This is a genomic window from Paenibacillus sp. BT-177 (assembly GCF_025846815.2).
In the GTDB taxonomy this organism is placed as follows: Bacteria; Bacillota; Bacilli; order Paenibacillales; family Paenibacillaceae; genus Paenibacillus; species Paenibacillus polymyxa_C.
In genome coordinates this window covers 629245-643651 of record NZ_JAOYTP010000001.1, presented here as the reverse complement: position 1 = coordinate 643651, position 14407 = coordinate 629245, and the positions used below count along the sequence as shown (strand labels likewise).

Genomic DNA, 14407 nt, shown 5'->3' with positions numbered 1-14407 from the left:
GTTATGGTATTGGTAGGAATAGAGGCGATGAACGTTTTTGGGGGCTCAGCCTATCTGGATGTCATGCAATTAGCGCAGCACAGACAGTTGGACCCTGCGAGATTTGAAAATTTATTAATGAAAGAAAAGGCTGTTGCTCTGCCTTATGAAGATCCGGTTACCTTCGGAGTCAATGCGGCAAAACCGCTGGTGGACGCCCTCTCTGAAGCGGAAAAAAACCGCATCGAAATGCTTATAACCTGTACAGAATCAGGGATTGATTTTGGCAAATCAATCAGTACATATATTCACCACTATTTGGGACTGAATCGGAATTGCAGGCTATTTGAACTCAAGCAAGCCTGTTATTCGGGGACTGCCGGATTCCAAATGGCGGTGAATTTTATTTTATCCCAGGTTTCTCCAGGGGCCAAAGCGCTTGTCATTGCCAGTGATATCTCACGATTTATTGCCGCTGAAGGCGGGGATGTTTTGAGTGAGGATTGGTCTTACGCTGAACCAAGCGGAGGGGCAGGAGCTGTGGCTATGCTCATTAGTGAAAATCCTCATATATTCCAAGTTGATGCGGGTGCTAATGGATATTATGGCTATGAGGTGATGGATACTTGCCGGCCGATACCAGATAGCGAGGCCGGAGATGCGGACTTGTCTTTAATGTCCTATCTGGACTGTTGCGAGCAAGCATTTCTGGAATACCAGAAACGGGTAAAAGGGGTGGATTATAAAGATACCTTCCAGTATCTTTCCTTCCATACCCCATTCGGTGGAATGGTAAAAGGAGCGCATCGAACAATGATGCGAAGGATGACTCAGGCCAAACCGAATGAGATTGAGGCGGATTATTTACAACGTGTCAAGCCAGGATTGGAGTATTGCCAACGAGTCGGCAATATTATGGGTGCGACCTTGTACCTGTCCTTGGCAGGTACGATTGATAAGGGCACATTTGATTCTCCGAAGCGGATTGGCTGCTTTTCCTATGGATCAGGCTGCTGCTCAGAATTTTATAGCGGTGTGGTCATGCCGCAAGGCCAAGAGTATCTGCGTCGTTTTGAGATCGAGCGTAATTTGGATGATCGCTATCAATTATCCATGGATGAATATGAATCCTTGCTGAAAGGCAGCGATGCTGTACGCTTTGGAACCCGCAACACCAAACTGGATTTTCAATTGGTTTCGGGAGTGATTGATTCCGGGAAAGGGAGACAGCGGTTATATCTGGAAGAAATTTATGAATTCCACCGCAAATATCGGTGGGAATCATGAATTATCAAACGATTCAGGTTCGGTTCCAAGATTCGATTTGTTATTTACGGTTTTACCGACCGGAGGCAAATAACACGATTAATAACATCCTCATTGAGGAATGCATGCACGTGCTTGCACTGTGTGAGGAATCGGTTACGATCGTCGTTTTGGAAGGTCTGCCGGAGGTGTTCTGTCTTGGAGCGGATTTTCAAGGAATGTACGAAAACATGGCAAATAAACATGAGCATGCCCAGAATCCCGAACCTCTGTATGATCTGTGGTTAAAACTGGCGACGGGGCCCTATATCACGATTTCTCATGTGCGAGGAAAGGCAAACGCTGGCGGTATCGGATTTATTGCTGCCAGCGACATTGTGATAGCAGATCAGACAGCACAGTTTAGTCTGTCGGAATTGTTATTTGGGCTTTTCCCTGCTTGTGTTCTGCCCTTTTTAGTACGCAGAATTGGATTCCAAAAAGCGAATTATTTGACATTAATGACACAACCAGTTATGGTTCAACAGGCCCTTTCATGGGGATTGGTTGATGTGTATGATGCACAGAGCGATACGGTGCTGCGCAAGCATTTATTACGTCTTAGACGATTGTCCAAAACGGGTATTTTACGCTACAAGCGCTTTATGGACGAACTCAGCGATTTACGTCAGTGCAAACCACTGGCGTTGGCTTCCAATCAAGAGGTGTTTTCAGACGCTCAAAATCTTAAGGGCATTTTCCGCTATGTCGAAACAGGTCAATTTCCGTGGATGGACTGATGGGCGTTTGCCACAAGACGGGATGCTTAGGGGGAAGTAGATCATCATGTCACAATCTGTGGTTGAGTTACTTGAGATCGAGCGAGGGATTATTCAAGTAACAATGCAAGATAGAGTTCATAAAAATACATTTACACTTGAAATGACTCATGGACTTAGAGAAGCGTTCCGAACGATCCAGGATGACTCGACCTGCAAAGTCGTAATTCTAACAGGGTATGACAACTACTTTGCCACTGGTGGGACGCAAGAAGGACTATTGGCTATACATGAAGGAACATCGAAGTTTACTGATGAAAATATTTACTCTCTGGCATTGAACTGCAAAGTTCCAGTGATAGCTGCCATGCAGGGCCATGCGGTTGGTGGGGGCTTTGTCATGGGGCTATTTTCTGATTTCGTAATCCTGAGCAAGGAAAGTATGTACACGACTAATTTTATGAGATATGGATTCACACCGGGAATGGGTGCGACGTTCATTATTCCCCAAAAACTGGGGTTCAGCCTGGGAGAAGAATTACTGTTAAATGGGGGGAATTACCGAGGTGCAGAACTGGAGAAGCGGGGAGTGCCGTTTCCAGTTCTGCCTCGCAAAGAAGTGATGAGCTATGGGTTGGACCTTGCTAGACAGCTTGCCGAGAAACCCAGATTTTCATTAATCACGTTAAAGGATCATCTGGTTGCTCCACTCCGAGCTCAGCTTCCCAAAATCGTAGAACAAGAGCTGATTATGCATGAAAAGACTTTTCATCAAGCCGAGGTTAAAGAACGAATTATCAACCTGTTTGGAAAATAACAATTTTTTATAGATTAATTTATCGAGATTTGTTGAACGCCTTTTACGGTTGTTCATGGGAATCTGGAAACGAGTGTGAAAGGGGCACATAGCCTTTCTCATCACTCGTTTTTTCTTTGCTACTTTCGATTAGGCAACGCTTCAAACGTGAAACAGCAGCTCAAAATAGACATCGTGATAAGCATTTAGCTCATGTTGTATTTAAATTTTGTGTTTTGAGGAGTTGGTGGATGAATGACACGTAAACATGATCAAAGATCAGACCTTAATATCCCGATCGTTTCTTTTATGGAAACTTGCCGGCAATTTCCTGAAACAGAGTTGTTTACTTTTGAGAATGAAGGAGAGCATCCTCAAGTTCTTACGGGAACCACGCTTTTGCTGCAAGTACAAACTTTGGGCAACATTCTAATGAAAGAACTGGCCGCGCAGGAAAGAGCGCTTCTTGTATTTCCACAGGGTCTGGGATATATCAGCAGCATGCTGGCATGTTTTTATGCAAACATCGTAGCCATCCCTACACCCATTACAGCAGCAGAGCCAGATGAAAAAATGCTTGAGAAAATAAAGCCTATTCAAACAGATTCCGAGGCTGTATGTATCATAACAAATACTGCATTCAAAGCCTTTCTCCAAACACAACCAGAGTATAGAACGTTTCGTATCCTAAATATTGATGAGATTCTTCAGAAGAGCGCCGCCCACGTAGATATGAAGATGAGAATGCCAGCACCTGAAGATATGGCCCTTTTGCTGTACACATCAGGCTCTACATCCCTGCCTAAAGGCGTAATTCTCAGCCATAGATGTTTGATGAATCAGGTTAAGGCTAAGCAATGGAGAATTGACCAAAATAGCCGTATCGTGTCCTGGATGCCGCAATTCCATGCTTTTGGACTGCAAAACAATATTTTGGTACCGCTATTCAATGGTGCCTCAAGCATTCTTCTCCCACCAGAAAGCTTTGCTAAAAATCCGGAGCACTGGATTCAGATGATTGACAAGTATCAGGCTACCCATACGGCTGCGCCAAACTTTGCATTCGATTACTGCTGCTCCACCTTGGACATAGCTTCACTACAGGAATATTCTCTACACCATCTCCAAGCTATTATATGTGCAGGTGAGCCCATTCGGAAGGAGAGTTACGAAAACTTCATTCATAATTTCCGGGCATTAGGGCTTAAAGAAGATATATTTTGTCCTCTTCTGGGCTTGTCTGAGCTGTGTCCTGTTACCAGTGTAAAACCGGGCCAGTCGATGAGATTTCTTAATTTGGATATTCCTAGCTTGGAGCAAAGAAGAGTCCAATACACAGATGAGAAGAATCCATCAAAGACCGTTGTCAGCTGCGGGGAAATCGAAGCTCCAACAGAAATACGGATTGTTCATCCTGAAAGTCATATGCAATGCCTACCAGGGGAAATCGGCGAGATTTGGATTAAATCCGATCGGACGGCAGAGGGCTATCTAAACAGGAAGGAAGAAACGGACAGCACTTTTGAGGCGGTACTTTCCAATACACAAGAAGACGGTTTTTTCCGTACAGGAGACCTTGGTTTTATTGCAGACAATCATATCTATGTCATCGGCAGAGAGAAGGAAGTCATCATCATTCATGGTAAAAATCATCATGCTGTCGATATTGAATGGACCATCCAAAAGAATATGCCGGAGTTGACCTTGCCTATCGCTGTATTTTCCGCCGAAATCAATGGTCAGGAAAAGGTAATCGTCGTACAGGAGATTGAAGCACCTCTTCATGAGCAGGAATATAAACGACTGGTTGAAAACATGCTGAACGCTGTATCTGGGACACATCAACTTGAGATATATGATATATATTTGCTGCCAAAGGGTAGTATTCCCAAAACGGGGAGCGGGAAAATTCAAAGAAAGGTCTGCCGTAATGCCTATATCAAACAAGAGCTTAGGGCGCTTTATCAATATCGGAGTACCCTCTCAACAGCGCATTCAGATATAGGAGAAACGGATGTTACTATAAACGCTGTTTCGTTGATACAGCTGAAGATTCAGGAATATATGGTGCATTTTTTGCATGGGGAACTGAATCTGGAGTCCGAGACAATAGATTTGAATAAAAATATTCACGGCTACGGCATCGATTCCATTCTTGTCATGAAGCTCATACGCGGTATCGAAAAATCTTATCCGATCAAGGTTAATGCAAGAGAAATTCTAGAATACCCGACGATTCAACTGCTATCGGCTTATTTAGCCAAAAAGATTGAAAAAGATAAACCGGTTGTAGAGGCCAAGACCGAGACAATCCTGCACGGTTTGCAAAGGAATCCACTTTCTGAAGTTCAAAAAGGACTGTGGTTATTACATAAAATGTCTCCTGAAATCAATGCTTACAATGTACCGATATGTCTCCGATTTAATACGAAAGTGGAGATAGAGAACGTTAAACAGGCTTTCCACACCGTTTTAGAACAATATCCTATTTTAAATAGTGTGATTGAAGAAGAAAACGGGACACCTTATCAAAAGCTGAATCCTGCTCAGCCGTTCAATATGCAGGTAGAGGATATTTCAAGCTTGAAAGCGGATGAAATCATGCCCTTTATTCGGAGCAAAGCAAAGCAGCCATTCGCGCTGGAACAGGACTCTATGATGCGTGTGTATCTGATGTCCAGGTCCGAACAAGAACATTTCATACTAGTGGTCATCCATCATATTATTTTTGATGGTAGTTCTTTCGTCCTTTTTATTCAAAGTTTTTTAGATGCATATAAAGACTTGGTACGAGGAAATAGACCGATCGTTTTACCACCTGCCGCGAGCTATAACGATTTTGTGGAATGGGAACAAACGATGCTGGCCAGTGCAGAAGGGGAGAAGCATTTTTCCTATTGGAAGCAACAGTTGTCGGGTGCTTTACCGACTCTAGAGCTTCCATATAGCCGCTCAGGTTTTCTGACTCCGAGCATGGAAGGACAAACATACACCAAGCGGCTTCCAGTTGATTGGGTCAATCGGGTAAAATCTTTTGCTCGTACGCAATATATGAGCTTGTCTACCGTCTTGTTAGGTATGTATGTGATATTGCTTAACCAGTATTCGAGACAGGAAGATATCATTGTTGGAATGCCAGTTATGGTACGACCAGAGGAGCGTTTTGACCAACTAATCGGATATTTTGTCAACATGCTTCCAATACGCAGCCAAGTGTCGGAAACAGAGACATTCCTGGATTTCATAAAAAAATTGCAAATGAACGTAGTCAATGGAATGGATCATGCTCCTTATCCTTTTCCGGCTCTGGTTCGAGCATTAAATGTGCCGCGTCTGCTGGCGAGCTCGCCTGTGTTTCAAACCGTTTTTTCTTACCAAAATTACCTGCAAACTTCAAGCTTGCAGCAGCTTTGTGCGCCGTATAGCGATAGCTTTACCGTTGAGTTGGTAGAAGAAATTCACCAGGAAGGTGAATATGAGCTGGTATTGGAGCTGCTGGAGCAGGAAGAAGAGATGACATTAAATATCAAATACCGTTCCGGTTTGTTCGATGAATCAACTATTGTACAGATGGCTGAGCGTTATATCGGATTAGCGGAAGCACTAATGAGCAATCCTACAGGGGCCCTGCAGGACTATTCAGTACTATTGCAAGAGGAAAAGAACAGCATCCTTTATGACTGGAATGCAACCGAAGTGAGTTATCCGGATAAATGCTTTCCCGAATTATTCATAAAACAGGCAAGAAAAACGCCTGAGGCTATTGCAGTCGTGTATGAAGAACAATCGCTTACCTATCGGGAATTAAAAGAAAAGAGCACTTTGCTCGCCATATATTTGCAAAATCAGGGCGTGACTCCTGATACGCTGGTAGGAATTTGCATGGAACGGTCTTTAGAAATGGTCATTGGGCTGTTGGGAATCCTTCTGGCAGGAGGATCCTATGTACCACTTGATCCGGACTATCCGGAGGATCGATTGGAGTATATGCTTCAGGATTCCAATGCAGCCCTTGTCATTACGCAATCGGGATTGTTGGAAAAAGTGTCTCGGCTGGCAGGGAGTAATGTGAATTGCATTGTTCTTGATAACGATTGGGATCTTCTGACAAGTAGTATAAAGGGGAGAAAGACACTCAAACGGGAAGTGCAGCCTAGCCATTTGGCATATGTGATATATACCTCTGGAAGTACAGGAAAACCCAAAGGGGTCATGATCCCGCACAAAGCGTTAACCAACTTTCTTCTTTCCATGGCAGAAAAGCCAGGCATAACAGAGCAGGACAAACTGCTCGCAGTGACAACGTATTGCTTTGACATCGCAGGACTGGAATTATACCTGCCTTTGATTAAAGGCGCTCAATGCTATGTTTGCAGTTCTGAAAAAGTCAAGGATGCCGAAAGACTCAAGCAGGAGATACAAAAAATAAAACCGACAATAATGCAGGCTACCCCTGTGACTTGGACCATGCTCTTTCAAGCTGGCTGGAAGAACGAAGAGAACATGAAAATGCTCTGTGGCGGAGAAGCACTTTCAGAAATATTGAAATCTTATTTTGTTCATAACAACGGTGACGCATGGAATATGTTTGGTCCGACTGAGACGACGATTTGGTCTACAATTCAAACGATTACCGCCGACAAGCCGCTTTCGATCGGTAAGCCTATTGCCAACACTCAGATTTATATTTTGGATCAGCACCTTAGACCTGTGCCTATTGGACTTCCGGGTGAGCTTTTCATTTCGGGCAGTGGCTTGGCCAGAGGTTATTTGAATCAGCCGGTGCTTACGGATGAAAAGTTTATTGACAACCCATTCAAGCCCGGAACTAAGCTCTATAGAACTGGAGATTTATGCAAGTGGCTTTCTGACGGCTCTATTGAGTATTTGGGTCGGATGGATTATCAAGTGAAAATCCGCGGGTTTCGAATTGAGCTAAGTGAAGTTGAAGGTCAGATCAGAACATATCCGGGAATTGATGAATGTGTCGTGATCGCCAAGGAACAAGGAGGGGATAAGCAGCTTGTCGCCTACTATTTACGCAACAACTCTCAGTTCGGGGAATCCTCACTTGATCCGAAAGAAGTACGAAATTATTTAAAAGCATTCTTGCCTTATTATATGATTCCAGCATTCTTTATCGAACTGGACAAGCTGCCATTGACCCCGAATGGCAAAATAGATCGGAAGGAATTAATGGGTCGTAGGGTCGAGCTGGCGACAGCAACAAGAAAAATCCATTTGCCGCAATCGGATGTTGAACAACAAGTTTTAACAATATGGAAAAAGCTTCTGGATATCGATCATCTAAGTACGGATGATGCTTTTTTCGACGTGGGCGGAAATTCTTTTTCAGCCGCAGAGATGATTAGAAGGATCAAGGACAAGCTGGAATGTGATATTTCGGTGACAGCATTGTTCAAGTATCCAACGGTTAGGGAACTTAGTGCCTATATTACGAAAGTAAAAGGCGAGGCACCAGCTTCTGCAACAGAACAAACAGATACCGCTAAAAATACCATTTCACAGGGATTAGACTCGGAGGAAGATGAACATAAACCCTCCTACCCTGATTATTATGAGGATAGTATCGCAATTATAGGAATTTCGTCCCATTTCCCGGGTGCAAAAAACCACATTGAGTTTTGGAGCAATTTGAGGGCAGGGGTGGAAAGTGTCCGGTACTTTTCCCAAGAAGAGCTCGCCCAGTTAGGGCTGGAGAGAGAGATTGTCGAGCATCCACACTATGTGCCCGGACATTGCACGATTGAGGGGAAAGAGTATTTCGACCCTGAGTTTTTTAATTTATCCCAGAAAAATGCAGAATTTATGGACCCTCAGATGAAATTACTGCTACAGCATGCATGGAAGGCTGTCGAAGATGCTGGTTATGTCTCCAAGGAAATTCCTGAGACCAGTGTGTATATGTCGGCGAGCAGCAGCTTTTATCAAGCCTTTATTCCTAATTTGGCATCGCAATCACCTAATGTCCTGAGGAATGCGGATGAATATGTAACCTGGATTTTGGCACAAGGCGGGACCATTCCTACTATGATCTCTCATAAATTGGGATTTAAAGGTCCCAGCTTATTTGTGCATTCCAACTGTTCTTCTTCGTTAGTCGGACTTCGTCTAGCTTCGCAAAGCCTGTTGTCTGGTGAAGCAAAATACGCCTTGGTTGGAGCGTCAACAATCTTTCCTTTCAACAGCTTAGGTTATGTGTATCAGCCTGGCTTGAACTTTTCTAGTGATGGCCATATTAGAGCTTTTGACGATTCGGCAGACGGAATGATTGGCGGAGAAGGGGTTGGAGTTGTTCTACTGAAAAAAACGCTGGATGCCATTAGAGACGGTGACCATATTTATACGATTTTACGAGGGGTTAGCGTGAACAACGATGGGACTGACAAACTAGGGTTTTATGCTCCAAGTGTTAAGGGTCAATCTGAAGTTATTCAGAAGACGATCGAATCAACCGGAATTCATCCCGAAACGATCAGTTATATTGAGACACATGGAACCGGAACCAAATTGGGCGATCCGGTTGAATTTGCTGCCTTGAATGATACATTCAGGCAGTATACAGCCAAAAAACAGTTTTGTGGTATTGGATCGGTCAAAACCAATATCGGACATTTGGACACTGCAGCAGGTTTGGCGGGGTGTATTAAAGTCGCTTTAAGCTTATACCATAATGAGATTCCTCCTACGCTTAATTATGATACACCCAATACCGATATCCATTTGTCTGAATCGCCTTTTTATGTTGTTGATAAACTGCGGAAATGGGAACAAGCGTCGGCTCCCCATCGAGCGGCGCTGAGCTCTTTTGGCATAGGCGGAACGAATGCTCATGCTATTTTCGAACAATTTGTAGCTAATGATGAACCCGAACGTTCTAAATCCAGTTTGGTGAACGATGCTGCTGAGTATCTTATTCCTTTGTCTGCCAAAAATGATCAGCGCCTTAAGGCATATGCTGGGGACCTCTCGGCTTTCTTGACAGCTTCTCAAGAAATCAATTTGTCGGATGTATCTTTTACGCTTCAAACAGGACGAATGACAATGAAATGTCGGGTAGCGTTTATCGTCAAGAATACGAGCGAGCTGGTGCAAAAATTGGATTCGTTCGCGAATGGACAAGAACATATCGAGAATTGCTGGAGGGGAGAAAATAACCAGCAAGATTCAATGCAATGGTTTGAACAGGAAGAAGTGTTCAAGGAATTAGTGAGCAAATGGATCTCAAATCGTGAAATGAACAAGCTGGCAGAGCTATGGGCCAAAGGCTTCCATATCGATTGGAAATTGCTGTATTACGATATGCGACCGAAAAGAATCAGTCTGCCTACGTATCCTTTTGCTCAACAACGCTGCTGGGCTCCTGAGGTTGAGGCTGGAGCAGCAAGGGTCAGAGCAGTGGCGGAAGCACCTGCGACTGCAGCCAGCCAAACTCTGATGTTTGAGCCAGTCTGGAAGGAGCAGGACGTACCTCCAGAGGTCGAAGCCCCTGCCTACGACCGCCGTATCATCTTACTGTGTGAGCCGGACGAGGCTTTACCTGAACGGCTTGAAGCGCGAGTGAACGGAGCGGCACAGGTCTTGGCCTTCTCATCTGGGAAGAGCCGGGTGGATGAGCGGTTTCAGGCCTATGCAGTTCAGGCCTTTGAGAGCATCCAAAGCCTACTCAAAGACAAGCCTGCAGGAAGGGTGCTGGTTCAGCTTGTCGTGACGGCGGCTGGAGAAGGGCGGCTCTTTTCAGGACTTGCGGGTCTGCTGAAGACCGCCCGACTGGAAAATCCGAAACTCATCGGGCAATTGATCGAAGTGGAACAGGGAGAACTTGCGGAAAACCTGCTGGCGAAGCTGGAAGAAAACAGTCGCAGTCCGGTGGATGGATGGATTCGCTATGAAGGCAGTCAACGCAAAACCGCTTGCTGGAACAGGTTCGAGTCGTCTCGGTCAGATGTGGAGCTGCCATGGAGAGATGGGGGCGTGTATCTCATCACCGGCGGCTCTGGCGGCCTGGGGCTGCTTGTTGCCGAAGAACTGGTTCGACACACCCAAGCAGCGACCTTGATCCTGACAGGGCGGTCGACACTGGACGGAAACAGACAAACCCGGCTGAAGGAACTGGGGTCCTCAGGAGCCACAGTAGTGTACAAGCAGGGGGATATCACTGACAGGAACACGGTTACCAGCTTGCTGGAAAGCATTCAGGAAGAATTCGGGCGTGTTCATGGGATTATCCACTGCGCTGGGTTCATTCACGATAACTTCATTCTCAAGAAAAGCAGGGAAGAATTTATCGAGGTGCTGGGGCCGAAGGTCCAAGGGCTGGTCCATCTGGATGAGGCAAGCAGCGGCCAGGATCTGGACTTCTTCGTGCTCTTTTCCTCCATCTCGGGCAGTCTGGGAAATCCGGGACAGGCCGATTATGCCACCGCCAACGCCTTTATGGATGCGTACGCAGCATATCGGAATACCCTGGTGGAAGCCCAGCAACGGCGGGGCCGGACGCTATCCATCCGCTGGCCGCTGTGGAAAGAGGGCGGGATGAGGATTGACGCGGACACGGAAAAGCTCATGAGACAAAATATGGGCCTCACGCCTCTACAGACCGAGTCGGGCATTCAGGCGTTGTACCAATGCCTGACCTCAAGCAAGGATCAGGTGATGGTCTTGGAAGGAGAGCCTGAGAAAATCGAGGCCTATCTGGCGAAAGCCGTCTCGCAGACCGATGTTCGAGCGGTAGAGGCAGCTGGATTGAAGCTGGATGCGGGTTTACTGTACGATAAAACCTTGTATCATCTCAAGGCAGTATTGGGAGAGGTGACCCGGCTGAGCGTCGGTAGCATTGAAGCCCAAGAACCGCTAGAGCGTTATGGGATTGATTCGATTATGATTACCCAGCTCAATGCCAAGCTGGCAGAGTCTTTTGGCGAGCTGTCCAAGACGCTATTTTATGAGTACCAGACCCTGCGTGCCCTGGCAGAACATTTAGTGGCGGAATATGCACCGGAGTGCATGCAATGGGTTGGAATGAGCACGGACAAGGAACGGGTAGAGGAAACGGCTGCGACAGCCCGGTACGCTGAAGAAGAAAGCACGCAAATTGCGGAGCAGACGATAGCGGAGGAGGCGGCAGCGAAGTCCAGCCGAAGCTACGTGGAGCCGATTCGAAGCTACGCGGAACTTGGCGCAGAGGAAACACGAGAACCGATCGCCATCATTGGCATGGCAGGAAAGTATCCAGGTTCGAGGGACATGAACGAATATTGGGAAAATCTCAAGGCAGGAAAGGATTGTGTCAGCGAAATCCCGCAGGAACGCTGGAAACTGGAAGGATTCTTCCAGCCTGACAAACAGGAAGCGGTAGCTGATGGCAAAAGCTACAGCAAGTGGGGCGGCTTTATCGAAGGCTTTGCGGAATTCGACCCATTGTTTTTCAATATTGCACCGCGAGAAGCCCTCAGCATGGATCCTCAGGAAAGGCTATTTATTGAAGCTTGCTGGGAAGCGATGGAGGACGCAGGCTATACCAGAGAACAGCTTGCGGTACGACATAACAGCCGTGTAGGTGTGTTTGCGGGAATTACCAAAACGGGCTACGAGCTTTATGGGCCGGAATTATGGAAGATGGGGGCCAAAATATTCCCCCAAATATCCTTTAGCTCGGTAGCCAACCGGATTTCGTACCTGTTTAATTTGCAGGGGCCGAGCATGCCGGTGGATACGATGTGTTCTTCCTCGTTGACTGCGATTCATGAAGCGTGTGAGCATCTGTACCGCGGAGAATGCGAGCTGGCTATGGCAGGAGGAGTGAACCTGTATCTGCATCCGCTGAGTTATGTCGGACTATGTGCGAATCAGATGCTGTCCGTAGACGGACAGTGCAAGAGCTTCGGAAAGGGAGGCAACGGCTTTGTCCCAGGAGAAGGTGTGGGGGTCGTGCTATTGAAGCCGTTGTCGAAGGCGATAGCAGATGGGGACCCGATCCATGCGGTCATCCGGGGAACGAGCATCAACCATGGAGGCAAGACCAACGGGTATACCGTGCCTAACCCGATTGCTCAAGGGGAGCTGATCCGGTCGGCTCTGGAACGAGCCGGGGCACATGCCCGGACCATCAGCTATATCGAAGCTCACGGAACCGGCACAGAATTGGGAGATCCCATTGAAGTGACCGGTTTGACCCAGGCCTTCAGAAAGGACACGGCAGACAAGGGATTTTGCGCCGTGGGCTCTGTGAAGTCCAACATCGGACATTTGGAGGCGGCAGCGGGCATCGCAGGGATTGGGAAAATTGTCCTGCAGATGAAAAACCGGACGCTGGTTCCCAGTCTGCATGCCCAGGAACTGAATCCGAACATTCCTTTTGAGCAGACGCCGTTTGTTGTCCAGCAGGAGCTGGAGGAATGGAAGCGGCCGGTGGTTGAGCTCGATGGAGAGACACGGGAATACCCGAGAATGGCGGGGATTTCATCGTTTGGAGCAGGAGGCGCCAATGCCCATGTCATCATTGAAGAGTACGTTTCAGAAGAGAAGGCGCCCATCCGTGTGACAGCTCACCATCCCGTGATCATCGTATTGTCGGCCAAAAATGAGGATCGGCTGAAACAGCAGGTCGAGAGATTGCTGTCCGTGATCGGGAAAGGAGAGGTCACAGAAAGCAATCTGGCTGATGCAGCCTACACGCTCCAGGTAGGACGTGAAGCGATGGAAGAACGCCTGGCGGTAATTGCCGAGTCGATGCCAGCACTGGTGGAGAAGCTGGAAGGATTCCTGGAAGGTCACGACGGGATATCCGAGCTGTACCGAGGACAGGTCAAGCGAAACAAAGAGGCACTGTCCGCACTGCTAGAAGATGAAGATATGGAAAAAATGATCGCTGCTTGGATAGGAAAACGGAAATACGCGAAGATAGTAGATCTTTGGGTAAAGGGACTGGCGATGGATTGGAGCATGCTTTATGGAGATGTCAAGCCGCAGAGAATGAGTCTGCCAGCCTATCCTTTTGCAAAGGAGCGGTATTGGATCACGGATATTAAAACCAAGCAGGCTTCCTTTGAATCTACCAAATCTGTACAGCCAACGAATATATTTATCGATCAAAAAGCATCTACGGTAGCGGCAAATATTTCGCAAATGAATGGAAAAGAAAGCGACGATCCAAATTCCGAAGCTATTCCTTCGTATATCCAGAATATTCAGAGCCACATTTCCACCAGTGTCAAAATGAAGAAGATGCCAGATATTTCTTATCTAGCGGCTGAATACGAAAGAATTCCTTCGACTATGGTCGACAACCAAGCTTACTCGGAACAGGATGGGGCGACGCGAGGGACTAATCGGATGAGGAGGCTTACAGATGAAGGAAATGAATGATGTCTTATGCAAATTGCTATGGGGGTATTTGCAGTTGATGGGATTATGCCCTTATGCACATATGAATAAGAAAGCTATGATTGATGATTTTAAAACTAAAACAGCATTGCTGAGTTTATACGATCGCTGGCTTGAAGAAAGCATAGAGGTATTGGCACGGAATCATTATTTTTATCGTAAAGGAGACTCTTATAGCGTAACGGATACCGCTTCGGTTGAT

At 46.4% G+C, this 14407-nt stretch carries 5 protein-coding genes (1 of these 5 cut by a window edge); all 5 read left to right on the top strand.

Translation table 11 applies throughout. The features are described 5' to 3' along the window. Positions 1-3 precede the first annotated feature (3 nt). A complete protein-coding gene (locus OIU26_RS02875; RefSeq protein ID WP_165079621.1) occupies positions 4-1266 on the top strand; it encodes a hydroxymethylglutaryl-CoA synthase family protein in 1263 nt (420 codons plus the stop codon). Then, complete coding sequence (locus tag OIU26_RS02870) at positions 1263-2024, top strand: enoyl-CoA hydratase/isomerase (RefSeq protein WP_165079622.1); 762 nt, start codon at positions 1263-1265, stop codon at positions 2022-2024. The genes OIU26_RS02875 and OIU26_RS02870 overlap by 4 nt, the downstream gene beginning before the upstream one ends. Before the next feature lie 46 nt (positions 2025-2070). Next, entirely contained in the window at positions 2071-2820 is a 750-nt protein-coding gene (locus OIU26_RS02865) for a polyketide synthase (protein WP_090738772.1), read from the top strand. 234 nt (positions 2821-3054) lie between these two features. After that, positions 3055-14187 carry a non-ribosomal peptide synthetase gene (locus tag OIU26_RS02860; RefSeq protein ID WP_264215883.1) on the top strand — a complete coding sequence of 3711 codons (11133 nt, stop codon included), beginning with the start codon at positions 3055-3057 and terminating at the stop codon, positions 14185-14187. After that, on the top strand, positions 14171-14407 hold the start of the coding sequence (locus tag OIU26_RS02855; RefSeq protein WP_264215882.1) for an SDR family NAD(P)-dependent oxidoreductase. The gene runs 19515 nt beyond the window's last position; the window shows 237 of its 19752 coding nt (coding positions 1-237); the start codon lies at positions 14171-14173; its stop codon lies off the right edge, out of view. The genes OIU26_RS02860 and OIU26_RS02855 overlap by 17 nt, the downstream gene beginning before the upstream one ends.